20 protein-coding genes and 1 riboswitch are annotated in these 22,656 nt (G+C 54.2%); of the genes, 10 read left to right on the forward strand and 10 right to left on the reverse strand.

Going from position 1 to position 22,656, the window contains the following annotated elements:
* Positions 1-32: 32 nt before the first annotated feature.
* Entirely contained in the window at positions 33-458 is a 426-nt protein-coding gene (locus AC6I8X_RS17140) for a DUF1249 family protein (RefSeq protein ID WP_084876855.1), read from the reverse strand.
* Positions 455-1,090 (reverse strand): ADP-ribose diphosphatase, encoded by a 636-nt coding sequence (gene nudF / locus AC6I8X_RS17145; protein ID WP_299459517.1) that lies wholly within the window; start codon positions 1,088-1,090, stop codon positions 455-457. The genes AC6I8X_RS17140 and nudF overlap by 4 nt, the downstream gene beginning before the upstream one ends.
* A gap of 213 nt (positions 1,091-1,303) precedes the next feature.
* On the opposite strand from nudF, the gene tolC reads away from it, so the two are divergent.
* From tolC to AC6I8X_RS17160, 3 genes are all read left to right on the forward strand, one after another.
* Positions 1,304-2,779 (forward strand): outer membrane channel protein TolC, encoded by a 1,476-nt coding sequence (gene tolC, locus AC6I8X_RS17150; protein ID WP_313685527.1) that lies wholly within the window; start codon positions 1,304-1,306, stop codon positions 2,777-2,779.
* 142 nt (positions 2,780-2,921) lie between these two features.
* Positions 2,922-3,581, forward strand: a complete 660-nt coding sequence (locus AC6I8X_RS17155) for a DUF1190 family protein (RefSeq protein WP_299459511.1) — start codon at positions 2,922-2,924, stop codon at positions 3,579-3,581.
* An 8-nt stretch (positions 3,582-3,589) separates the two neighbouring features.
* Positions 3,590-4,753, forward strand: coding sequence for a glutathionylspermidine synthase family protein (locus AC6I8X_RS17160; protein WP_313685531.1), 1,164 nt, complete (start codon positions 3,590-3,592; stop codon positions 4,751-4,753).
* A gap of 38 nt (positions 4,754-4,791) precedes the next feature.
* On the opposite strand, the gene ygiD is transcribed toward AC6I8X_RS17160, so the two are convergent.
* Entirely contained in the window at positions 4,792-5,577 is a 786-nt protein-coding gene (ygiD, locus tag AC6I8X_RS17165; RefSeq protein WP_497840173.1) for a 4,5-DOPA-extradiol-dioxygenase, read from the reverse strand.
* A 174-nt stretch (positions 5,578-5,751) separates the two neighbouring features.
* Positions 5,752-6,408: a 3,4-dihydroxy-2-butanone-4-phosphate synthase gene (gene ribB / locus AC6I8X_RS17170; protein WP_299459502.1), complete on the reverse strand. Its 657-nt coding sequence runs from the start codon at positions 6,406-6,408 to the stop codon at positions 5,752-5,754.
* A 107-nt stretch (positions 6,409-6,515) separates the two neighbouring features.
* Positions 6,516-6,665, reverse strand: a riboswitch (FMN riboswitch).
* A gap of 170 nt (positions 6,666-6,835) precedes the next feature.
* Between ribB and ubiK the strand changes: the two genes are divergently transcribed.
* Complete coding sequence (gene ubiK, locus AC6I8X_RS17175; protein WP_313685535.1) at positions 6,836-7,120, forward strand: ubiquinone biosynthesis accessory factor UbiK; 285 nt, start codon at positions 6,836-6,838, stop codon at positions 7,118-7,120.
* A gap of 35 nt (positions 7,121-7,155) precedes the next feature.
* On the opposite strand, the gene hldE is transcribed toward ubiK, so the two are convergent.
* The 3 genes from hldE to AC6I8X_RS17190 are packed head-to-tail and all read right to left on the reverse strand — an operon-like array spanning position 7,156 to position 12,828.
* Positions 7,156-8,580, reverse strand: coding sequence for a bifunctional D-glycero-beta-D-manno-heptose-7-phosphate kinase/D-glycero-beta-D-manno-heptose 1-phosphate adenylyltransferase HldE (gene hldE / locus AC6I8X_RS17180; protein WP_497840174.1), 1,425 nt, complete (start codon positions 8,578-8,580; stop codon positions 7,156-7,158).
* Positions 8,581-8,634: 54 nt separating this feature from the next.
* Positions 8,635-11,487, reverse strand: a complete 2,853-nt coding sequence (gene glnE, locus AC6I8X_RS17185; RefSeq protein ID WP_497840175.1) for a bifunctional [glutamate--ammonia ligase]-adenylyl-L-tyrosine phosphorylase/[glutamate--ammonia-ligase] adenylyltransferase — start codon at positions 11,485-11,487, stop codon at positions 8,635-8,637.
* Between the two features lie 30 nt (positions 11,488-11,517).
* Entirely contained in the window at positions 11,518-12,828 is a 1,311-nt protein-coding gene (locus AC6I8X_RS17190) for a CYTH domain-containing protein (RefSeq protein WP_497840176.1), read from the reverse strand.
* 204 nt (positions 12,829-13,032) lie between these two features.
* Here AC6I8X_RS17190 and AC6I8X_RS17195 point away from each other — a divergent pair, with 204 nt between their 5' ends.
* On the forward strand, positions 13,033-13,653 hold the full coding sequence (locus AC6I8X_RS17195) for a TIGR04211 family SH3 domain-containing protein (RefSeq protein WP_299459478.1): 621 nt from the start codon (positions 13,033-13,035) through the stop codon (positions 13,651-13,653).
* 137 nt (positions 13,654-13,790) lie between these two features.
* Positions 13,791-15,023 carry a multifunctional CCA addition/repair protein gene (locus AC6I8X_RS17200; RefSeq protein WP_313685544.1) on the forward strand — a complete coding sequence of 411 codons (1,233 nt, stop codon included), beginning with the start codon at positions 13,791-13,793 and terminating at the stop codon, positions 15,021-15,023.
* 16 nt (positions 15,024-15,039) lie between these two features.
* Here AC6I8X_RS17200 and bacA read toward each other — a convergent pair whose 3' ends face one another.
* Together bacA and folB are read right to left on the reverse strand one after the other, a co-directional pair.
* Positions 15,040-15,858 (reverse strand): undecaprenyl-diphosphate phosphatase, encoded by an 819-nt coding sequence (gene bacA, locus AC6I8X_RS17205; RefSeq protein WP_084876868.1) that lies wholly within the window; start codon positions 15,856-15,858, stop codon positions 15,040-15,042.
* Between the two features lie 189 nt (positions 15,859-16,047).
* Positions 16,048-16,407, reverse strand: coding sequence for a bifunctional dihydroneopterin aldolase/7,8-dihydroneopterin epimerase (gene folB, locus AC6I8X_RS17210; RefSeq protein WP_013510542.1), 360 nt, complete (start codon positions 16,405-16,407; stop codon positions 16,048-16,050).
* 106 nt (positions 16,408-16,513) lie between these two features.
* On the opposite strand from folB, the gene plsY reads away from it, so the two are divergent.
* Positions 16,514-17,119: a glycerol-3-phosphate 1-O-acyltransferase PlsY gene (gene plsY / locus AC6I8X_RS17215; RefSeq protein WP_299459460.1), complete on the forward strand. Its 606-nt coding sequence runs from the start codon at positions 16,514-16,516 to the stop codon at positions 17,117-17,119.
* 31 nt (positions 17,120-17,150) lie between these two features.
* Here plsY and tsaD read toward each other — a convergent pair whose 3' ends face one another.
* On the reverse strand, positions 17,151-18,164 hold the full coding sequence (gene tsaD / locus AC6I8X_RS17220) for a tRNA (adenosine(37)-N6)-threonylcarbamoyltransferase complex transferase subunit TsaD (RefSeq protein ID WP_299459457.1): 1,014 nt from the start codon (positions 18,162-18,164) through the stop codon (positions 17,151-17,153).
* Positions 18,165-18,445: 281 nt separating this feature from the next.
* On the opposite strand from tsaD, the gene rpsU reads away from it, so the two are divergent.
* From rpsU to rpoD, 3 genes are all read left to right on the forward strand, one after another.
* Positions 18,446-18,661, forward strand: a complete 216-nt coding sequence (gene rpsU / locus AC6I8X_RS17225; protein WP_001144069.1) for a 30S ribosomal protein S21 — start codon at positions 18,446-18,448, stop codon at positions 18,659-18,661.
* A gap of 118 nt (positions 18,662-18,779) precedes the next feature.
* A complete protein-coding gene (dnaG, locus tag AC6I8X_RS17230; protein ID WP_310617798.1) occupies positions 18,780-20,525 on the forward strand; it encodes a DNA primase in 1,746 nt (581 codons plus the stop codon).
* Positions 20,526-20,770: 245 nt separating this feature from the next.
* On the forward strand, positions 20,771-22,615 hold the full coding sequence (gene rpoD, locus AC6I8X_RS17235; protein ID WP_497840177.1) for an RNA polymerase sigma factor RpoD: 1,845 nt from the start codon (positions 20,771-20,773) through the stop codon (positions 22,613-22,615).
* The last annotated feature ends 41 nt before the right edge of the window (positions 22,616-22,656 follow it).

Consider the following 22,656-nt stretch of genomic DNA (forward strand, 5'->3'; position numbering starts at 1 on the left):
AATCTCCACGCTATTGCGCACATTATACGCTATCAGCAGACGGGCAATGCCACGGCACCGTGTGCCAGGCAATAGCGTAACCAATCCGCAAGGAACTGGTTTATCTGATGTTTTTCATCGCGCTGATGCAATTTTTTATTAGGATAATCATAGCGCGCTTTAAAACGATAGATCTGCTGTGTGGAACACACTTCAGCGACCATCGCATCATGGTAGAGCCGCACTGACATCGACGGCAGACTCCAGTAGCTCACCGCAGGGGCTACCTGGCGAATTTCCACCAGCGTAGTGTAACGCGTTGATTCCTCAATGGTCAGCTGATAACTGGCGCCATTCACCTGATAGGTCACCGAAGCACCTGCTTCGTCGCCCTTAGGCAGCAGGCGGCGTAACTGAGCGAAATTGGTCTCGCACAGGCGCATCATTTCGGGAAAGTCAGGGGTATAGCGCTGTCTCATGTTGGCTTCCACTCTTCTCTTAGTTTCTCATGGTGCAACGCCAGCCATTGCAGGGCGATGACAGACGCAGCGTTATCGATAATCCCCTCTTCCACCCAGCGATAGGCCTGTTCGCGGCTCACCACATGGACAAGAATATCCTCATTCTCTTCCTCCAGCCCGTGATTTCCCTCTGCCTGGCTGGCATCCACTTCCCCGACCAGAATCGACAGGCGCTCTGAGGTGCCGCCTGGACTGGCAAGGTAACTCACTATCGGTTTGGTGCGCCCAACCTTGAGGCCCGCCTCTTCCACCGCTTCGCGCCGCGCCACCTGTTCGATGGTTTCACCGGGTTCGATGATGCCGGCCACCATTTCCAGCAGCCAGGGCGTTGCACTGGCATCAAGCGCCGGGATGCGGATCTGTTCGATCAGCACAACTTCATCACGCAGGGGATCATAGGGTAGCAGGACAGCAGCGTGGCCGCGCTCAAAAACTTCGCGCCGTACTTCGCCGCTCATTTCACCATTAAAAAGACGATGACGAAAACGATAACGAACAATAGAAAAAAAACCGTCGTAAAGTGTTTCGCGTGCAATAATTTCTACATCGTTTTTTGTGAAAGTCACAGGGGATTTTTTTTCATCAGCCATCTTCTGGCTCCTTATGCAGATTGGGATAGAGCGAAGAAAAGCCAACCCTTGTGCTCCGTCCGAGTGGTTCTTTCTGAATTATTTACGTAAATTAGAGGAAGAAGGCACGTTCAGCCAACTTATCTGTCGCGCCGTCTCTGCTAGAATCGGCGATTATTTTTTGGCTTACCTGCAGCGCTACCAGTGCAATTTGCTGCAACAAAAGGAATGCAAATGAAAAAACTGCTCCCACTTTTTATTGGATTGAGCCTGGGCGGTTTCAGCCTTGCCAGCCAGGCAGAGAACCTGCTGCAGGTGTATCAACAGGCGCGTTTAAGCAACCCGACGTTGCGCGCTTCTGCTGCTGATCGCGATGCCGCTTTTGAGAAAATTAATGAAGCACGCAGTCCATTACTGCCGCAGCTGGGTCTTGGCGCAGATTATACCTATAACAACGGTTACCGCGACAGCAGCGGTCTTCATTCCAACACGACCAGCGCATCACTGCAATTAACCCAAACGATTTTCGATATGTCGAAATGGCGTGCGCTGACGTTGCAGGAAAAAACTGCCGGTATTCAGGATGTCACCTATCAGGTTGCCCAGCAGGATCTGATCCTGAACACCGCGACCGCTTACTTCAATGTGCTGAATGCCATTGATACGCTTTCTTATACCGAAGCACAGAAACAGTCGATCTACCGCGAACTGGATCAAACCACACAGCGCTTCAACGTAGGCCTGGTGGCGATCACTGACGTGCAGAACGCCCGTGCTCAATACGACAGCGTGCTGGCCAGTGAAGTGACCGCGCGTAATAACCTCGACAACATGGTTGAGGCATTGCGCCAAATCACCGGTATGGATTACCTGTCTCTGGCGGAACTGAATATTGATCGTTTCAAAACGACCCGTCCGGATGCCGTTAATTCACTGCTGAAAGAAGCAGAGAGCCGCAACCTGAGCCTGTTATCAGCACGTCTGAGCCAGGATCTGGCACGCGAGCAGATTCGCTCCGCAGAAACTGGTCATATGCCAACACTGGATTTAACCGCCTCCACGGGTTTGTCTAACAGCAAATACGGTGGTAGCCGTGCTAACCAGAGCGCCAGCACCTCAGACTCCATCACGGGTTCTAACCAGGTTGGCCTGAGCTTCTCACTGCCGCTGTACAGCGGTGGCTCGGTGACGTCACAGGTTAAACAGGCGCAGTACAGCTTTGTCAGCGCCAGTGAACAACTGGAAAGTGCCCATCGCAGCGCGATTCAGACCGTACGTTCTTCCTTTAACAACGTGAACGCCTCAATCAGCAGCATCGATGCTTACAAACAGGCTGTGGTCTCATCGCAAAGCTCGCTGGATGCGATGGAAGCCGGTTATCAGGTTGGTACCCGTACCATCGTTGATGTGCTGGATGCCACTACCACCCTGTATAACGCTAAACAGCAACTGGCTGATGCACGTTATAACTACATGATTAACCAGCTCAACATCAAATATGCGCTGGGTACGTTGAATGAACAGGATCTGCAACTGTTGAATGCCCAGTTGGGTAAAGAGACTTCTACGTCTCCGGAAGCCGTTGCGCCGGAAAACACGCAGCAGGCTGCGCGCGTGGATAACGGTCCGAAAGCGTCTTCGGCAGCACCTGCTGCGGCAAAAGCGCGCCCGGCAGCGGCACGCACCAGCGGTAATCCGTTCAGTAACTAAGTGAATTCGGGGCCGTTTACGGCCCCTTTCTCATTCAAACGTATAGCTACGTAAAGATCCCCTCACCATCCGGCCTGTCGCTTTAATTTCAACCACTCACCCCTTATCCTATGCGTTACCTTTGGGCACAGGATGAAATGAAATGAAACGGACTAAAAATATTCGACATGCCGCTTTCCGTAAAAGCTGGCAGGCACGCCATTTAACGCCAGTGGCACTCGCGGTGACCGCAGTGTTTATGCTGGCTGGCTGCGAACAGAGTGACGAAACCGTCTCGCTTTATCAGAATGCAGACGACTGCGCTAAGGCCAATCCGAGCCAGAGCGCACAATGTACCACCGCGTATAACAACGCGAAGAAAGAAGCGGAACGCACCGCCCCTAAATATGCGACGCGTGAAGATTGTGTGGCGGAATTTGGTGAAAACCAGTGTCAGCAGACCCCTGCTCAGGCGGGCACCAATGCCGAAGCCCAGCAAAGTGGCAGCTTCTGGATGCCACTGATGGCCGGTTATATGATGGGCCGTATGATGGGCGGTGGCGCAGGTTTTGCGCAGCAGCCGTTGTTCTCACCCAAAACCCCCAACAGCCCGGCGAATGGCCAGTTTGTTGATGCATCCGGTAAGAACTACGGAACGGCAACCTCTGGCCGTACCATGAACGTGCCGAAAACCGCCATGGCACCAAAACCCGCCACCACGTCAACCATCACCCGTGGCGGCTTTGGTGAAACAGTAGCGAAACAAAATACCATGCAGCGCAGCAGTGCCACCGGCACCAGCTCCCGCTCGCTGGGAGGTTAAGCAGCATCATGCAACGTATTGCCATCACCGAGCGCCCGGACTGGCGCGAAAAGGCCACCGAGTATGGTTTTCAGTTTCACACCATGCATGGCGAACCTTACTGGAGTGAGGAGGCGTATTACCAGTTCACGCTGGCGCAAATTGAGCAGCTGGAAGATACCACTGCGGAGCTGCATCAGATGTGCCTCCAGGTGGTGGATAAAGTGGTGAGCAGTGAAGCACTACTCACCCGCTTCTGCATTCCAAAGCACACCTGGGACTTTGTGCGTGATTCGTGGAAATCACGCCAGCCCTCGCTCTATTCGCGTCTCGATTTGGCCTGGGACGGCAAAGGCGATATCAAACTGCTGGAGAATAATGCCGATACACCAACCTCACTGTATGAGGCGGCATTTTTCCAATGGATTTGGCTGGAAGATCAACAGAATGCGGGTAACCTGCCGCAGGGAAGCGACCAGTTTAATAGCCTGCAGGAGAAGCTGATTGCCCGCTTCGCTGAGTTACATCAGCAGCATGGCTTTAACTGGCTGCATTTCGCCTGTTGTCGGGATACTGAAGAGGATCGCGGCACAGTGCAATATTTGCAGGATTGTGCTAGCGAGGCCGGTCTACCGAGTGAATTTCTATATATCGACGAAATCGGTTTAGGTGAAAAAGGCCAGTTTACGGATCCCAATGATCAGATAATCAGTAACCTGTTCAAGCTTTACCCGTGGGAATTTATGCTGCGCGAGGTGTTCTCCACCAAGCTGGCAGATGCCGGGGTACGCTGGCTGGAACCGGCATGGAAAAGCATCATTTCCAACAAAGCCTTGCTGCCATTGCTGTGGGAAATGTTCCCAAATCATCCTAACCTGTTGCCCGCTTACTTTGCCGATGCCGCCAATGTGCCACCGATGGACAAATACGTGGTGAAACCGCTGTTTTCGCGTGAAGGTGCCAATATCCGCATTATCGAACACGGTCAGGAAATTGCGCGTGTCGATGGGCCATATGGTGAAGAAGGGATGATTGTGCAGGAGTTCTATCCACTGCCGAAATTTGGCGATAGCTACACGCTGATTGGTAGCTGGCTGATTGACGATCAACCTGCCGGGATCGGGATACGCGAAGATCGTGCACTGATCACGCAGGATCTGTCTCGCTTCTATCCGCACACCTTTATTGAGTAATCTGTTGCCGCCCGCAGCTATTGCGGGCGGCATCAACGCTACCCCACCTGAACCGAAAGCATGCTGATAGCACCCATCTCCATCCCTTCCACCGGGATAGACACGGGTTCATCTGTGCCACGCGCACCCAGCACGTACAGCAACGGCAGGTAATGGTCAGGGGTCGGGTTAGACAATTTCGCCCCTTCGTGTTGCAGGTAATTCACCAGCGGATTGTTCTCGATATCGCCCTGATAATTCAGGTTATCCAGCACATACTGGTTGAAGCTTTCCGCCCACGGATAGGCTTCGGTTGCGCCTTCCCAGCGTAACATGCGCAGGTTATGCACCACATTGCCGCTGGCAACAATCATCACGCCGCTATCACGCAACGCCGCGAGTTTACGTCCCAGCTCAAAGTGCCAGGCAGCGGGTTTGGTGCCATCGACGCTCAGCTGTACCACCGGGATATCGGCATCAGGATACATTTTTACCAGCACGCCCCATGAGCCGTGGTCAAATCCCCATTCCTGATCGAGATGCACCGCCACCGGTGCCAGCAAATCCGCCACTTCCTGAGCCAGTTCCGGTGAACCCGGAGCCGGGTAACGCACATCAAACAACGCCTGCGGAAAACCGCCGAAGTCGTGGATGGTGCGCGGATTGTTCACCGCCGTCACCGCCGTGCCGCGCGTGTACCAGTGCGCCGATACCGCCAGAATCGCGCGTGGACGCGGTAGTGTTGCGCCTAAATGTTGCCAGGCCTGGGTATAGCGGTTGTCTTCCAGCACGTTCATCGGGCTACCGTGGCCGAGAAACAGAGCGGGCATGCGGGTGTTGCTCATGATTAATCCTCTGACGAAGTGTCGTTTTCTTAAGCTTAAGATACGCCGATTCGTTGCCGGATTAACGCTGATAACCATGATGATCTTTATCAGGGAATTTGAATAAGAAAGGGGTGAGCAAGGGGCATAAAAAAGGCCGGATGATGATCCGGCCTCAGGGGATGCTGTGTCGGCTTAGCTTGCCTGACGGGTTTCGCGCTGACGGCGATACGCCACCAGATCTTCAATTGTCACTACCGGCATATCATGCTGCTTAGCAAACACAATCGCTTCCGGAGCATGTGCCATGCTGCCGTCATCGTTGGTCAGTTCACACAGCACACCCGCAGGTTTGAAGCCGGCAAGTGTAACCAGATCGATGGTGGCTTCGGTATGACCACCACGTGCCAGCACGCCGCCTTCACGGGCGCGCAGCGGGAACACATGTCCTGGGCGGTTCAGATCGCTTGGTTTCGCGCCATCAGCAACAGCAGTACGAATAGTGGTGATACGATCTTTGGCAGAAACGCCAGTGGTCACACCCTGCGCGGCTTCGATAGTCACGGTAAAACCGGTGCCGAAGGAGCTGGTGTTGTTCTCCACCATCATCGGCAGATCGAGCTGCTGACGGCGTTCTTCAGTCAGGCACAGGCAAACAATGCCGCTGCCGTGGCGGATGGTCAGCGCCATCTGTTCAACAGTCATGGTTTCGGCGGCAAAGATCATGTCGCCTTCGTTTTCACGATTTTCATCGTCCAGCACCATCACACCGCGACCATTACGCAGTGCATCGATGGCGCGTTCTACACGCTGTTCCGGCGTGCCAAATTCAGAAAGTAGCGTCTGATTCATGGTAAAAAACCTTTATTTAAAATATGAGTTACCAGAATCAGGGCGAGCTTAGGAGTGCGTAAAAAACACATGGCAATAACGTGACACGGGCATAGCCCGTTTGATGTCGTTACCCTCTCCCATCCGGACTTTAACCGTCGGCCCCGGAATTACACCGGATCTGCTGACCTTCCACTTTGCAGTGGAAGCGCTCGCGGGCTTTCAGCCGAAGCTGATTTACCGCCGGTGGGGAATTTCGCCCCGCCCTGAGAATAAGCAAAATCACTATAGCGCCAATCATCTGGTCGGGCAATCAACAAAAGCGCAAATGCTTTTGCATTTCCTGCTGTGCAGATTTCAGGTTTAACCTTTTCGTTTCTGGCATTACACTTAAGGCTTATAAAGACCGAACACGTGCTGTCATCGGCCCCGTAACCAGGAAATTATCATGATCGACACGAAAAAAATTGAACAACTGGCTCGCCAGGTGCACGAAGCCATGCCGAAAGGAATTCGCGAATTTGGCGACGATGTCGAAAAGAAAATTCGTCAGGTTTTGCAGGCTCAATTAACCCGTATGGACCTGGTTAATCGTGAAGAGTTTGATGTACAGACCCAGGTACTGCTGCGTACCCGCGAGAAACTGGCTGCGCTGGAACAGCGTCTGGCTCAGCTGGAAAGCCGCAGCGTGCCACCCGCCGTTGACGTGGTGAAGGCTGAAGAAAGCAAATAAAAAATGGGAGCCTGAGGCTCCCATTTTTATGCCGCTTAATGGCTGCGAATGGTTTTGATGATATTGGTGGTAGAGATACCGTCTTCAAAGTTGAGCACCCGCACGTCACCGCCGTTGGCCCACACCTCTTTACTGCCTGCGATATCTTCCGGTTTGTAGTCACCGCCTTTCACCAGCAGATCCGGCAGCACTTCAGCGATCAGACGCTGCGGCGTGTCCTCTTCGAATGACACCACCCAATCCACCGCCTCCAGTGCACCCAGCACAATCATGCGATTTTCCAGCGGATTGACCGGACGCGTCTCGCCTTTCAGGCGTTTGGTCGATGCATCACTGTTAACCGCCACAATAAGACGATCGCCCAACTTGCGCGCATTCGCCAGGTAGGAAACATGTCCCGCATGGAGGATGTCGAACACACCATTGGTCATCACCACTTTTTCACCGCGCTGGCGAGCCATGGCTACCGCGGCTTTCAGTTGTTCCTCGTCCATAACGCCAAAACCACTGTCCGGGCGGGCATGGATAGCATTTTCCAGCTCTACCGGGCTGACAGTTGACGTACCCAGCTTGCCCACGACCACGCCAGCCGCTGCATTGGCGAGGAAACATGCTTCTTCGAGGCTTTCACCGGCAGCCAGTACCGCAGCCAGCACGCCTATTACCGTGTCACCGGCACCCGTCACGTCATACACTTCCTGCGCCTGCGTAGGCAGATGGAGTGGTGCTTTACCCGGTTGCAGCAAGGTCATCCCATTCTCTGAACGGGTCACCAGCAACGCAGAAAGATCATAATCGGCCATCAGTTGCACGCCACGGCTGACAATCTCGTCTTCGTTTTTACACTTGCCTACCACCGCTTCAAACTCTGACAGGTTCGGCGTGAGTAGCGTGGCACCACGATAACGGGCGAAATCAGTACCTTTCGGATCGATCAACACCGGCACGTTGGCTTCACGCGCCAGCTGGATCATGGTCTGCACGCTATTCAGCGCCCCTTTGGCATAGTCAGACAGCACCAGCGCGCCCGCCTGGGCCAGCGACTGACGCAGACGCTGATGGATCGGCTCAGGATCGACCTGCTCAAACCCCTCTTCAAAATCGAGACGAATCAGCTGCTGATTACGCGACAGTACGCGCAATTTGGTAATGGTCGGATGGCTTTTTACCGCCACGAAATCGCAGTCCACCTTCACCTGCTGCAATGTGCTGCTCAGCACACGCGCCGCATCATCTTCGCCGGTCAGGCCAATCAGACGTGAAGCCGCCCCCAGTGCTGCAATGTTCATCGCCACGTTGGCCGCGCCGCCAGGACGCTCCTCCACGGTATCCACTTTCACCACCGGTACCGGTGCTTCAGGAGAGATACGGCTGGTAGGGCCATACCAGTAGCGGTCTAACATCACATCACCGACAACCAGCACAGCGGCCTGGTTAAATGCGGGCAGTGTTACTTTCATTCCAGAGACTCCAGACTGCGATAAAAATAGTGCGCGGATAATAGCACAGAATGCTTAGTGTTCCGCGCTGTCAGATTCAGCCAGCCAGCGTTGCCAGCTGGCATTAACCGTGGCGCGTTCTGCCGCAAAGGCTTCCGGCTCCACATGACCAGGCAGCTCCTGCAAAGCCAGATGATGCAACGCATCGCGCAAGGTGACATAAGCATGCGTCAGCGCTCGCGCCTCCTCATCCGGCATAATGTCGTGCTGCGCCATCAGCTCAAAGATGCGCACATTATCAGACCAGCGTGTCAGAGCGGGCTGCCGGGCGGCGTAGCCTAAGACAAGATATTGCGCGATGAATTCAATATCGGTAATGCCGCCTTCATCAGTTTTGATTTCCCAGCGCCCTTTATGTTTATTGCTAAGGTGCGTCCGCATTTTTTCCCGCATCTCACGGACTTCTTTGCGCAGCGTGTCGGCATCGCGTGGCAGGCAGAGAATGCCACGTCGAATCTGATTAAATTGTTCACACAGCGCGGGAGCGCCAAATACAATGCGCGCACGTACCAGCGCCTGATGTTCCCAGGTCCAGGCCTCGTTACGCTGATAATCATCAAACGCGGCAAACGTGCTGACCAGCATCCCGGCCGCACCGGACGGGCGCAGGCGTGCATCCACTTCATACAAAATGCCGGAGGAGGTACGCGTGCTGAACAGATGCATCACTCTCTGTGCCAGACGCAGATAGAACTGGCGACCATCAATGGCACGTTCGCCGTCAGTCACCGCGTCATCCGGGCAGTCATGCAGGAAAACCAGGTCGAGGTCGGAGCTATAGCCCAGTTCCCAGCCGCCGAGCTTGCCGTAACCCACCACGGCAAAACCCCGTTCGCCGTCATGAGTCAGATGGGACGGACGCCCATAACGCTGCACCATCATGTTCCACGCCTGTTGAACCACCGATTCGATAATCGCCTCGGCCAGCCAGGTTAAGTGATCACTCACTTTCATCACTGGCAGCGTTTCGGCGATATCGGCTGCCGCGATACGCAGATGTTGCGCCTGCTTAAACTGGCGCAACGCCTCCAGCTGCTGCTCTTCATCATCCGTGGGAATGCGCATCAGGTACTGGCGCAGTTCATCACGATAGGCATCCGTGGCGGTGGGTTGATACAGCGTCGCCGGATCGAGCAGTTCATCCAGCAGCAAGGGATAACGCGCCAGCTGGCTGGCAATCATCGGAGAGGCGGCGCACAGACGAATCAGATGACGTAATGCGCCGTGGTATTCGGTTAACAGCTCCAGATAGGTGCTACGCGTCAGGACACCCAGTAGCAGCGGTGTCAGGCGGCTAAGGATCACCGCCGCATCGGGACGTGGGCAAACCTCGCTCAGCAGGCGCGGCATCAGTTGATCGAGCGCCTGACGACCCCGTGGCCCAATGGTGCGACGCCCCACATCCAGACGAAAAGCGTTCAGCGCTTCATACAACACACGTTGCTGTGCTTCATCTAGCTGCGGCACCAGTGCCGCCAGTTCGCTCTCTTCGAGCGTGTCCTGCCACAACACCGCAAATTCGGCCAGCTCGCGCTGGTCATCGATATCTGGCGTATCGTCGCCAATCAATTCATCGAAAATGGCACGCACACCCGCCATATGCTGTTCAAGGCTGGCAATCAACGTTGGCCAATCCGCTGCTCCCATGCCCCAGGCCAGGCGCTGACGGTCAAGATCGTTTTCCGGTAACGTCTGGGTTTGTTCATCATTCAGGCTTTGCAGCAGGTTTTCCAGACGACGTAAGAACAAATACGCCTCGCGCAGATGCTCTACCTGCTGCGCCGTCAGTAAACCCAGTTCGCCAATCGCCGCAAGCGTGGGTAACAAGGATCGCAGCTGAAGTGAACGCTCACGTCCACCGCGTATCAGCTGAAATACCTGCACGATAAACTCGGTCTCGCGGATACCGCCCGCACCCAGTTTGATGTTGTCTTTCAGACCACGGCGGCGAACTTCACGGGCAATCATCCCCTTCATGTTACGCAGCGATTGGATGACGCTGAAATCGATGTAACGACGATAGACAAAAGGCCGCAACATTTGCTGCAATTCCTGGCTCCATCGTCCCTGGTCATCGCCCATTAGACGCGCTTTGACCATGGCATAGCGCTCCCAGTCGCGCCCCTGCTCCTGATAATAATCTTCCAGCGCGGCAAAACTCAGCACCAGAGGACCACTATCGCCAAACGGACGCAGACGCATATCCACCCGGTAGACAAAGCCATCCACCGTCGGTTGATCGAGCACTTTTATCAAACGCTGGCCCATGCGGGTAAAGAACTGGGCATTATCGAGTTCACGCCGACCACCGCGGGTTACGCCGTTTTCCGGCCAGGCAAAAATCAGGTCGATATCTGAGGAGAAATTAAGCTCGTTGCCGCCCAGTTTGCCCATGCCAAGAATCAACATCGGCTGGGGTTCACCGGCTTCATTGCAGGGGGTGCCAAAATCGCGACAGCAATCCTGCCATACCCAGTCACGCGCTGCTGCAATCAGGGTTTCGGCCAACACGCTGAGTTGTTGCAAACTCTGTGTGGTGCTGGCCTGATGCAGACACTGCATCCAGGCGATACGCACCAGCATATGGCGGCGGAACAGACGCAGCTCACGCATCAGGCTGGCTTCGCCATCCACATTTTGTAGCGTCTGATTCAGCCAGCTGGCATACGACTGCCACTCATCAGGCTCAGGGGGTTGTTGTTGTAGCTGCTGCCACCACTCAGGGTGCTGCTGCAGGTTGTCTACAATAAAGTCACTGAAAGCGAGCGCACCTGCCTGCTCAGGCGTCAGTGCGTCGGGCGATACATTGAGCTTTTCCGCCGCACTGGTCAGTTGCGCCTGCATCAGCGCCGATAACGGTAACAACATCTTCCCTCCCTGATTCTGTTTTGTGTGGCGTTAGCGTGGTGTCCCGCTGTTAAGCCAGAATGGGGCCTGCTTCACCGCCTGATTCACCAGCGTATTCAGGCCTCGCTCCTGCTGGATGGCAATGGCATGTTGCAATGTCTGCCAGCCTGACAGCCAGTTGTTCACCTCTTCAGCCGGATACGCCCCTGCCAGCAGATGCACCGCCAGCAGCTGGCGATTCAGACGCGTGGCTTTATCCTGAAACTCATTAAACAGCTGCACATCGGCGAAGGTGTCTTTCAAATCAGCGGTGATACGACTCAGCATAATGTCGCTAAAGCGTTTGAAGGAACCCTGCAGTTTGCTTTTGCTCTTATCATCCAGCCAGTTTTGCCATTGCGCCTCTACCAACCAGTGAGTAAGCGCTAACTGAGCATCGACAGAGCTGAGTGAAAAACTGAGAGCCGACGCATCCTGCTGGCTATCGGCCAGCAACTCTTCTATACGGGTCAGCTTCTGCCGCAAATCACTGCTGGCTTTACGCGGCACCAGCGCACCAAATAGCGAGAATGCCTGACGCAGGGTTTCTAATGCCTCCAGCACCGACGCTCGCGCTGCCGGATTACCACGCAACCACACTTCTTCATGGTATTGCCAGTGATTCAGCCCTGCGGACAACGCGTTGATCATGCCCTGCTCTACTGTCGCCTTTGCCGGGATTTTCAGTAACGGCAGGTTGCGCAATGGGCGCGGTGTATTGCCCTGCGCCAGCTGATAACCGCGGGCGGCTTTGCTCAGACTGCCGAGGCGCAAACCACCCATAGCGATAAGCTGTTGGGCAAATTGCAGCAGATCTTTACGCTGCCCCTGCTTCAACTCCAACTCCACCTCGTATAAAGGTTCGCTGAATTCACCCGCAGCGACCGCTCCAAGATCAAATGCGACTTCTATTTCGCTGTCAGCAAACTGCACCAGCCACATCTCGCGCTGGAAATGGGTGCTGAACAGGGGCTCCAGCCGTTGCTGTAACGCTGCCACATCTGTTCCCTGCGGCCAGATTTCGGCGGGTAACAAGGCGATGTCCAGATCCGGCGTGTTGATATCGACGTTATATTCCGGTCGCTGATGCAACCCACCCACGCTTTTTCCTGCCGCTTTGAGCGTCATTTCATAGCGCTGGTCGACGCCGCGAATGCGCAGTCCCATATCCCAGCGCCGCAGCTGGTTGTCATCGGTTTCAAAATAGATGTTGGTCAGCTCACGCGCTGATACATGTTGATGAGGCCATGCTGCAAGAGTTGTAGCCAGTTTTTCGGCCGCTTCCGGCGTGGCAATGAACTTTAATTCGATTTCGATGGTCATAATTTTTTATTGAATACGCTGCTGGCACTTAAGAAGTTAATCTGGCGAAGAGTAATGCACAGAATGCATGCTGTCTCGGCTTTCTTTTGCTTTTACGACCCTTTTCACTCCAGATTGAGACCAGGATAGTTCTCATTCAGATTTATGGGAAGCCTCTCCAGACTGTGCCGGTAATTTTACGCCATGACGAAAAATTGATATCGAATGAAAAAAATCACACTTGCAGCTCTTTCATTGCTGGCTTTCAGCGCCATCACTCCAGCTCATGCAGACGAAAAACGTTACATCTCCGATGAATTATCCACCTGGGTGCGCAGCGGCCCTGGCGATCAATTTCGCCTGGTTGGCAAGCTGAATGCCGGGGAAGAAGTACAGTTGTTGCAAACCAACAACGATACGCAGTACGGCCAGATTAAAGATTCGCAGGGTCGCACCACCTGGATTCCTCTCTCCCAGTTGAGTGCCGATCCCAGTCTGCGTACCCGCGTGCCGCAGCTTGAGCAGCAGGTGAAGGACCTTACCGACAAACTGCAAAACATCGACAACAGCTGGAATCAGCGTACGTCCGATATGCAGAACAAGGTAGCCAGCAGCGATAGCACCATCAACGGCCTGAAAGACGAAAATCAGAAGCTGAAAAACGAGCTGATTGTCGCGCAGAAAAAAGTCAGTGCCGCTAACGTTCAGCTGGATGACAAACAGCGCACCATCATCATGCAATGGTTTATGTATGGCGGTGGCGTGCTCGGCGTGGGTCTGTTACTGGGTCTGTTGCTGCCGCATATGGTACCGCGTCGCAAAAAGAACGATCGCTGGATGAATTAAGCCGAACATTGTTCTTTTTTTGGGAGGGGATCGTAAGATGCCCCTTTTGGCATGCCCGAATTTTGGCCAAACTGTGCAACAATTAAAGATTGATGCGTGCCCGACACGCAAAGGTAGATGGCCTCTGGAGTAGTTGAGTGAAGACGTTTCTGGTCGGTGGCGCAGTGCGTGATGCGTTGTTGCGTTTACCGGTAAAAGATAAAGATTGGGTCGTGGTAGGCACCACGCCTGATGCGATGCTGGCGCAGGGCTTTCAGCAAGTTGGCCGGGATTTTCCGGTTTTTTTGCATCCACAAAGCCGCGAAGAGTATGCGCTGGCGCGTACTGAGCGCAAAAGCGGTAACGGATATACCGGGTTTGTGACCTGGTTTGCGCCGGATGTCACGCTGGAGCAGGATTTGCTGCGACGCGATCTGACCATCAATGCCATCGCGCAGGCGGATAGTGGTGAGTTAATCGATCCCTATTCCGGACAGCGCGATCTGGCCGATCGTATCCTGCGCCATGTTTCCGCCGCTTTTAATGAAGATCCCCTGCGCGTCTTACGCGTGGCGCGGTTTGCTGCCCGTTTTGCCCACCTGAACTTCCGTATCGCTGGTGAAACTCAGGCGTTGATGCGTGACATGGTCGCCAGTGGCGAGCTGGCGCATCTCACGCCCGAACGCGTCTGGAAAGAAACGGAAAAGGCACTGCTGACGCGTAATCCACAGGTTTATTTCCAGGTACTGCGTGATTGCGGCGCGTTGCAGGTGCTGTTCCCGGAACTCGATAATCTGTATGGCATCCCCGCCCCCATCAAATGGCACCCGGAGATTGATAGCGGTATCCATTCGCTGATGACTCTGACGATGGCTGCTGCGCTGTCCGACCAACTGGATGTGCGCTTTGCCACGCTGTTCCACGACGCAGGTAAAGCCCTTACGCCGCCGGAGAAGTGGCCGAGCCATCATGGTCATGGTCTGGCCGGAGTGCCGATTGTGGCAGCCTTATGTGAGCGGTTGCACGTACCCAACTCGGTGCGCGATCTGGCACTGCTGGTCACCGAATTTCACGATATGGTTCACACCATCGAACGCCAGCCAGCCGCAGCGCTGATTGCGCTGTTTGATCGCATTGATGCCTGGCGCAAACCGCAGCGTGTGGAGCAAATGGCGCTGACCAGCGAAGCCGATGCACGCGGCCGAGCCGGGCTGGAAAACAATGCCTATCCGCAGGGTGATTATCTGCGCACAGCATTCTCGCTGGCACAGGCCGTTCCCACCAAAGCCGTGGTGGACGCTGGATTCAAAGGAGCAGAAGTTCGGGAAGAGTTAACACGGCGGCGAATTGAGGTACTGCAGGAAAGGCTGATTAACGCGCGGCCAGCGTAACTGGCCGCGCATTGCATCACATGAACAGCATGTAAACCACGCCCGCGATGATAAAGCGGTAGATGGCAAATGAGACAAAGGAGATGCGTTTAATCAGCTCAAGGAAGGCTTTGATGGCAACCAATGCCACCACGAAGGCGGTGACAAAGCCAACGGCGAACATCGGCAGATCCTGCATCGTCAGGAAGCCAATGCTTTTGTACAGATCCAGCACTGTCGCACCCATCATCATCGGTACTGCGAGGATGAAGGAGAACTCCGATGCAGCATAGCGGCTCACGCCCATCAGCATACCGCCAGAGATGGTGGCACCCGAACGTGAGAAGCCCGGCCACAGCGCCAGACACTGGAAGCAGCCAATCATAAACGCCTGACGATAGGTAATATCGTCAATCCCCACCGCTTTCGGCTGCTTTGGTTTAAGGTATTCCGCCACCAGCAGCAGCACACCACCCACCACCAACGCATACATCACGTTAATCGGGTTGAACAGCGATTTGATTTTATCGTGCAGCAGCAAACCAATGACCACCGCAGGCACCATACCCAGCAGGATATGAATCAGAGTCAGATGGCCTTTGCCGGTGCCTTCATGTTTCACTTCACCAAAATGAATACCGATTAAGCCAAAGAGTCGACGCCAGAACATCACCACGACAGCAAGAATAGAACCGAGCTGAATCACCACTTCAAAGGTATCGGCGGTGTCGCCTTCGAAACCTAACAAGTGGCCAACAATAATCATGTGGCCAGTGGACGAGACCGGTAAGAATTCGGTCAGACCTTCCACTATCCCCAGGATTGCAGCTACCCACAGCTGATGAATATCTGCCATCAAATTTTCCTCTATCCGTTTTAAACAGTAAAAAGGCGGTCGCATCTGCCTACCGCCTTAAATTATGCCTGCGCCAGTCTGAAGGAAACCTTAAGGTTTCCGGTAACTAAGCCGCACTAAACGCAACGGCTCTCGCTGAGACACACCATAATTTGGTTTGGTTTCATTGTGATGGCAATCACGTCAGATTTATTTAGGAATAGTCCCGCGCTCAATTCGTACGCCAACCGTGGCAGCCTGCGCTACAGCCCCCGGTTTTCCTACGCGGATGCGCACGCCGGGCGTTTTGAAACGATTCATCAACAGATCCGCAATTTCTTCCGCTACCCGTTCAACCAGAGCAAAACGCTGCCCGTTAAGATGGTTTAAAATTGCCTCGGTGACATCGGCATAACTGAGGCAATCATCAACATCATCGCTGGCAGCCGCCTGGCGGTTATCCCACGCCATTTCGACATCGAGCACCAGCTTCTGCTGCATACCCTGCTCCCAGTCGTAAACGCCAATAGTGGTGAACACGGTGAGTTGCTCAATAAATACGATATCCATGATGTAGTCTCTGTTTTTGGCTAAGCCGGATACCACTTCCGGCGGATTATGCGTATTATCCACACTTACCGAGAACAAAACGACCCTACAGGAACGGTATGGAACTATGAGTGCTATCGCGCTTGGTATGATTATTTTCGCGTATCTTTGCGGCTCCATTTCCAGCGCGATACTGGTGTGCAAACTCGCTGGTCTGCCGGATCCACGCACCCAGGGTTCAGGTAACCCCGGTGCGACGAATGTGTTACGTATCGGGGGAAAAGCACCCGCTGCTGCGGTACTGATCTTTGATATCGCCAAAGGGATGCTGCCGGTGTGGATCGCTTATCTGCTGCATATTCCGCCGTTGTATCTTGGCCTGACGGCGATTGCCGCCTGCCTCGGCCACATCTATCCCGTTTTCTTTCGTTTTCGCGGCGGCAAAGGCGTGGCGACAGCGTTTGGAGCCATTGCGCCGATTGGCTGGGATCTGACCGGATTGATGACCGGTACCTGGCTGCTGACGGTGCTACTGAGCGGCTACTCGTCGCTGGGCGCGATTGTCAGCGCGTTAATCGCCCCTTTTTATGTCTGGTGGTTTAAGCCGCAATTCACCTTTCCGGTGTCGATGCTTTCCTGCCTGATTTTGCTACGTCATCACGACAACATTCAGCGCCTGTGGCGTGGCCAGGAAAATAAAATCTGGAAGCGGAAAAAAAAGCAGCAGAAATAAAAAAACCGGCGCGCAGGCCGGTTTTTTTATGTCAGATGGCAGGCAGTTCAGCCAGCGGCCAGCGTGGTCGGACACTGACGCCCAGTTCACCCCGTGTTCCGCCTTTCAGTCGCACCATACCCGCATAAGCAATCATGGCACCGTTATCGGTACAGAATTCCGGGCGGGCGTAAAATACTTCACCACCGCGCGCGCGCATCATCTCCGCCATGCGCTCGCGTAACGTGCGGTTGGCACTGACGCCGCCGGCGATCACCAGACGTTTGAACCCCGTCTGCTCCAGAGCACGCTTGCATTTGATCATCAGCGTATCCACCACCGCATCTTCGAAGGCACGGGCGATATCGGCGCGTGCCTGATCGTCGCCCGCATGTTCGCGGATGGTATTGGCAGCGAAGGTTTTCAGGCCGGAGAAGCTGAAATCAAGGCCGGGGCGATCGGTCATCGGGCGCGGGAAAGTAAAACGACCTGGCGTGCCCTGCTGTGCCATGCGCGAGAGCATCGGGCCACCCGGATAGTCGAGGCCCAGCAGTTTGGCGGTTTTGTCGAAAGCTTCACCCGCCGCATCGTCAATGGATTCGCCCAGCAGAGTGTATTCACCAATGCCGGTGACGCTAATCAGCTGGGTGTGACCGCCCGAAACCAGCAGCGCCACAAACGGGAATTCCGGCGGGTTGTCTTCCAGCATGGGTGCCAGCAGATGGCCTTCCATATGATGGACTGGCACCGCAGGAACATTCCAGGCAAACGCCAGCGCACGACCAATGGTGGCACCGACCAGCAGCGCACCGACCAAACCTGGTCCGGCCGTATAGGCCACGGCATCAATCTGCTGCGGCTGCAATCCAGCCTGTTTCAACGCCGCCTGAATCAGCGGCACGGTTTTACGCACATGATCGCGCGATGCCAGTTCTGGCACCACACCGCCGTAATCGGCATGCAATTTTACCTGGCTATATAATTGATTTGCCAGCAGACCGGACGCATCGTCATAAATCGCGATGCCGGTTTCATCGCAGGACGTTTCAATACCCAGAACTCGCATAGCTTTTCGTACCCTCTTCTTGCGGCGCGCAGTGTATCACAGGGAGATCACCGGCCGGGCAACTTTGACCGCGAAAAAGTGTTTTTCCGTCGCACAAAGAGTGCGCTATACTCCACGGCCTGAAAAAACCGGCAGCCGCAAGGCACAAGCCCCTGTTGGTTTCAATTTGTTCCTGGTGCTTTACAAGCCAACCACGGTTGGAGTAGAATTATGCACCATTTTGAAATGTGCTGGCGCCGCAGTCAGCAGCAAAAACCGAATTTTATCGAGGTGAGAGTTACATGCCGGTAATTAAAGTACGTGAAAACGAGCCGTTCGACGTAGCACTGCGTCGCTTCAAGCGTTCCTGCGAAAAAGCAGGCGTTCTGGCTGAAGTTCGTCGTCGTGAGTTCTATGAAAAACCGACTACCGAACGTAAGCGCGCTAAAGCGTCTGCAGTTAAGCGTCATGCCAAGAAACTGGCTCGCGAAAACGCACGCCGCACTCGTCTGTACTAATTTCTTTCGGAGGTTCGCCTCCGCCGCGTGATAAACGCAGACAGAGTCAAGTAAGAGGCCGTGCTTTCCGAAAGGAAGCGCGGCTTGTTGCCGTTTATGAGCTGAAAAACCGGGGCTTATGGCTGGACGAATTCCACGCGTATTTATCAATGACTTACTTGCCCGCACGGACATCGTGGATCTTATCGATGCCCGCGTTAAGCTGAAAAAGCAGGGTAAGAACTATCATGCGTGCTGCCCATTCCATAACGAGAAAACCCCCTCTTTCACCGTAAACGGTGATAAGCAGTTTTATCACTGCTTCGGCTGTGGTGCCCACGGCAATGCTATCGACTTCCTGATGAATTTCGATCGTCTGGAGTTTGTCGAAAGCATTGAGGAACTGGCCACACAGCACGGCCTTGAAGTGCCTTATGAAGCGGGCAACGGCCCCAGCCAGATGGAACGCCATCAGCGCCAAAGCCTTTATCAGCTGCTGGAAGGTCTGAACACCTTCTATCAGCAGAGTCTGCGTCAACCGCAGGCCCAGCCCGCTCAGCAATATCTCGCCACGCGTGGCCTTAGCCAGCAAGTGATTGATCACTTTGCCATTGGCTATGCACCGCCCGGCTGGGATAACGCGCTGAAGCGTTTTGGTCAGCAGAAAGAGGATCGTGAGTCGCTGATGGAAGCTGGCATGCTGGTCAGCAATGACAAAGGCCGCACTTACGATCGTTTTCGCGACCGGGTCATGTTTCCGATTCGCGATAAACGCGGCCGGGTGATTGGTTTTGGTGGCCGTGTGCTGGGCAACGATACGCCGAAATACCTGAACTCGCCGGAAACACCGATTTTCCATAAAGGTCGTCAGTTGTATGGCCTGTATGAAGCGCTGAAAAATCATCCGCAACCGGCTCGTCTGCTGGTGGTGGAAGGGTATATGGATGTGGTGGCCCTGGCGCAGTTCGGCATTGATTATGCCGTTGCCTCGCTGGGAACCTCGACCACTGCGGAACATATTCAGCTGCTGTTTCGCTCGACGGAAAACGTGATTTGCTGTTACGACGGTGACCGTGCCGGTCGCGAAGCCGCCTGGCGTGCACTCGAAACCGCATTGCCTTACATGAATGACGGTCGTCAGCTACGCTTTATGTTTTTGCCTGATGGCGAGGACCCGGACACGCTGGTGCGTAAAGAAGGCAAAGCCGCGTTTGAATCAAGGATGGAGCAGGCTATGCCGCTCTCCACGTTTCTGTTCGACAGCCTGCTGCCGCAGGTTGATCTGAGTACGCGCGACGGTAAAGCACGCCTGAGTACGCTGGCGTTACCGTTGATCAGGCAGATCCCCGGTGAAACCTTGCGTATTTATATGCGTCAGGAATTAGGTAATAAACTCGGCATTCTTGACGATAACCAGTTAGAGAAGTTATTGCCGAAGCAGGCAGAGAGTGGAGCCGCACCCACCGCACCACCACTGAAGCGCACAACCATGCGCGTGCTGGTGGCGTTGCTGGTGCAGAACCCGCAATTTGCCGCCATGGTGCCTGCTCTCGAAGGTCTGGAGCAGTCAAAAATGGCGGGTTTACCGCTGTTTGTGGAGTTAGTCAGCCGTTGTTGTGAGAATCCTGGCCTGACGACCGGACAGCTACTAGAGTTATATCGCGGGACAAATTTTAGTCAGACACTTGAAACACTGGCCACCTGGAACCACATGATAGTGGATGAAGAGGCGGAAACGGTGTTCCAGGATTCTCTGGCGAGTCTTTACGATTCCGCGCTGGAACAGCGTCTTGAAGCGCTCATTGCACGCGATCGTACCGAAGGGTTAAGTGCTGCCGAACGCCGCGAATTCTGGGCACTGAGCCAGGCACTGGCAAAGAAATAACCATTTTAGACGCTCTGGTTGCCGATACCGTTAAAATGGCAGGGAACCGGGGCGATAAGCATTAGCGGAACCAGGCGAGAAGCCTGGCCCGAAAAAAGCATCCAAGCGGCTTAAGTGCCGAATATCAGAGGGCAAATGCCCTGGCCGCGACGAAGGCAGCGGCAAAAACACAACGCCTTCACTGTTATTGTTGGCTCGCTGCCGACCGACACCAATCTAATTAACAGAAGTGTGGATACCGTCTTATGGAGCAAAACCCGCAGTCACAGCTTAAGCTACTTGTCACCCGTGGTAAGGAGCAGGGCTATCTGACCTATGCTGAGGTCAATGACCATCTGCCGGAAGATATCGTCGACTCCGATCAGATCGAAGACATCATCCAGATGATTAACGATATGGGTATTCAGGTGGTGGAAGAAGCCCCTGATGCCGATGATCTGATGCTGAATGAAAACAGTGCCGATACTGACGAAGATGCTGCGGAAGCCGCCGCTCAGGTGTTATCCAGCGTTGAATCTGAAATTGGCCGTACTACCGACCCAGTGCGCATGTATATGCGCGAAATGGGTACTGTTGAACTGCTGACGCGTGAAGGCGAAATTGACATCGCTAAACGCATCGAAGACGGCATCAACCAGGTTCAGTGCTCCGTTGCAGAATATCCGGAAGCAATCACCTATCTGCTCGATCAGTACGATCGTGTTGAAGCAGGCGAATCACGTCTGTCCGACCTGATCACCGGTTTTGTCGATCCGAACGCTGAAGAAGATCTGGCCCCTACCGCCACTCACGTGGGTTCTGAGCTGTCTGAAGAAGACCGCGATGACGACGATGACGACGACGAAGAGAGCGACGACGACAGTTCTGATGACGATAACTCTATCGATCCGGAACTGGCGCGTGAGAAATTCGTTGAGCTGCGCACCCAGTACGAAACCACCCGTACGGTGATCAAGGCCAAAGGCCGCAGCCACGCCGACGCGGTTGCCGAAATTCAGAACCTTTCTGAAGTGTTTAAACAGTTCCGCCTGGTACCGAAGCAGTTCGACTACCTGGTAAATAACATGCGTGAAATGATGGAGCGCGTGCGTACTCAAGAACGCATCATCATGAAGCTGTGTGTTGAACTGTGCAAAATGCCGAAGAAAAACTTCATCACCCTGTTCACCGGTAATGAAACCAGTGAAAGCTGGTTTAAAGCCGCGCTGGCGATGAACAAGCCGTGGTCGGAAAAACTGCTGGAAGTGCAGGACGACGTCATGCGTTGCCTGCAGAAGCTGCTGCAGATTGAAGAAGAAACCGGTTTGACCATCGAGCAGGTGAAGGATATCAACCGTCGTATGTCTATCGGCGAAGCCAAAGCACGTCGTGCGAAGAAAGAGATGGTGGAAGCTAACCTGCGTCTGGTGATTTCAATCGCTAAGAAATACACCAACCGTGGTCTGCAATTCCTCGACCTGATTCAGGAAGGCAACATCGGTCTGATGAAGGCGGTTGATAAGTTTGAATACCGTCGTGGTTATAAGTTCTCAACTTATGCCACCTGGTGGATCCGTCAGGCTATCACCCGTTCTATCGCCGACCAGGCGCGTACCATCCGTATTCCGGTGCATATGATTGAGACCATCAACAAGCTCAACCGTATTTCGCGCCAGATGTTGCAGGAGATGGGCCGCGAGCCGACGCCGGAAGAACTGGCTGAGCGCATGCTGATGCCGGAAGATAAAATCCGCAAAGTGCTGAAAATTGCCAAAGAGCCAATCTCTATGGAGACGCCGATTGGTGATGATGAAGATTCACATCTGGGCGATTTTATCGAGGACACCACGCTGGAGCTGCCGCTGGACTCAGCAACTTCTGAGAGCCTGCGTTCTGCCACCCACGACGTACTGGCTGGCCTGACCGCGCGTGAAGCGAAGGTACTGCGTATGCGTTTCGGTATCGATATGAATACCGACCACACGCTGGAAGAGGTAGGCAAGCAGTTTGACGTAACGCGTGAGCGTATTCGTCAGATTGAAGCCAAGGCGCTGCGTAAACTGCGTCATCCAAGCCGTTCCGAAGTGCTGCGTAGCTTCCTTGACGACTAATCGGTCTGAGATAAAAAAACCCCGGCTTGCCGGGGTTTTTT

Source organism: Pantoea sp. X-Soil-TKNS-1280 (genome assembly GCF_059730475.1).

Excerpts from the sequence above, each read along its gene's own strand:
- tolC (WP_313685527.1), top strand. The coding sequence starts at position 1,304 with ATGAAAAAACTGCTCCCACTTTTTATTGGATTGAGCCTGGGCGGTTTC.
- hldE (WP_497840174.1), bottom strand. The coding sequence starts at position 8,580 with ATGAAAGTAACACTGCCCGCATTTAACCAGGCCGCTGTGCTGGTTGTC.
- glnE (WP_497840175.1), bottom strand. The coding sequence starts at position 11,487 with ATGTTGTTACCGTTATCGGCGCTGATGCAGGCGCAACTGACCAGTGCG.
- folB (WP_013510542.1), bottom strand. The coding sequence starts at position 16,407 with ATGGATATCGTATTTATTGAGCAACTCACCGTGTTCACCACTATTGGC.
- ubiK (WP_313685535.1), top strand. The coding sequence starts at position 6,836 with ATGATCGACACGAAAAAAATTGAACAACTGGCTCGCCAGGTGCACGAA.
- AC6I8X_RS17160 (WP_313685531.1), top strand. The coding sequence starts at position 3,590 with ATGCAACGTATTGCCATCACCGAGCGCCCGGACTGGCGCGAAAAGGCC.
- AC6I8X_RS17195 (WP_299459478.1), top strand. The coding sequence starts at position 13,033 with ATGAAAAAAATCACACTTGCAGCTCTTTCATTGCTGGCTTTCAGCGCC.
- rpsU (WP_001144069.1), top strand. The coding sequence starts at position 18,446 with ATGCCGGTAATTAAAGTACGTGAAAACGAGCCGTTCGACGTAGCACTG.
- ribB (WP_299459502.1), bottom strand. The coding sequence starts at position 6,408 with ATGAATCAGACGCTACTTTCTGAATTTGGCACGCCGGAACAGCGTGTA.
- tsaD (WP_299459457.1), bottom strand. The coding sequence starts at position 18,164 with ATGCGAGTTCTGGGTATTGAAACGTCCTGCGATGAAACCGGCATCGCG.
- ygiD (WP_497840173.1), bottom strand. The coding sequence starts at position 5,577 with ATGAGCAACACCCGCATGCCCGCTCTGTTTCTCGGCCACGGTAGCCCG.
- dnaG (WP_310617798.1), top strand. The coding sequence starts at position 18,780 with ATGGCTGGACGAATTCCACGCGTATTTATCAATGACTTACTTGCCCGC.
- rpoD (WP_497840177.1), top strand. The coding sequence starts at position 20,771 with ATGGAGCAAAACCCGCAGTCACAGCTTAAGCTACTTGTCACCCGTGGT.
- plsY (WP_299459460.1), top strand. The coding sequence starts at position 16,514 with ATGAGTGCTATCGCGCTTGGTATGATTATTTTCGCGTATCTTTGCGGC.
- AC6I8X_RS17140 (WP_084876855.1), bottom strand. The coding sequence starts at position 458 with ATGAGACAGCGCTATACCCCTGACTTTCCCGAAATGATGCGCCTGTGC.
- AC6I8X_RS17190 (WP_497840176.1), bottom strand. The coding sequence starts at position 12,828 with ATGACCATCGAAATCGAATTAAAGTTCATTGCCACGCCGGAAGCGGCC.
- nudF (WP_299459517.1), bottom strand. The coding sequence starts at position 1,090 with ATGGCTGATGAAAAAAAATCCCCTGTGACTTTCACAAAAAACGATGTA.
- bacA (WP_084876868.1), bottom strand. The coding sequence starts at position 15,858 with ATGGCAGATATTCATCAGCTGTGGGTAGCTGCAATCCTGGGGATAGTG.
- AC6I8X_RS17155 (WP_299459511.1), top strand. The coding sequence starts at position 2,922 with ATGAAACGGACTAAAAATATTCGACATGCCGCTTTCCGTAAAAGCTGG.